Origin of the sequence: Microbacterium sp. GbtcB4 (assembly GCF_019091465.1) — a bacterium.
GTDB lineage: Bacteria > Actinomycetota > Actinomycetes > Actinomycetales > Microbacteriaceae > Microbacterium > Microbacterium paraoxydans.
In genome coordinates this window covers 1-260 of record NZ_JAGXJJ010000224.1, presented here as the reverse complement: position 1 = coordinate 260, position 260 = coordinate 1, and the positions used below count along the sequence as shown (strand labels likewise).

General features: G+C 66.2%; 1 pseudogene. It reads right to left on the bottom strand.

What is annotated here, in order from left to right:
* A pseudogene (locus KVS71_RS17765) lies at positions 1-227 on the bottom strand (ROK family transcriptional regulator); the annotation flags it as partial.
* Between the last annotated feature and the right edge of the window lie 33 nt (positions 228-260).

Genomic DNA, 260 nt, shown 5'->3' with positions numbered 1-260 from the left:
ACGGAGACTGAGACGCCCGTGCGGCCCCTCACGCGGGAGAGATCAGCGGGTCTCATCGCCCCCGAGTGGTAGAGCGTCTGCAGCACGAGCGCGCGGTTATGGCCGCGGGCGTGCACGGGGAGCACCTTGGTGCGCGAACGGAGATGCCGCGCAGGGCCGAAGGCGTGCGCGTTCGCGGCGACGAAGTCTGACGTCGCCGCGGGGCGCTGTTCATCCGAAACGGACATGTTTGTTAGTAGACCTTACGAACAGGAATTGTG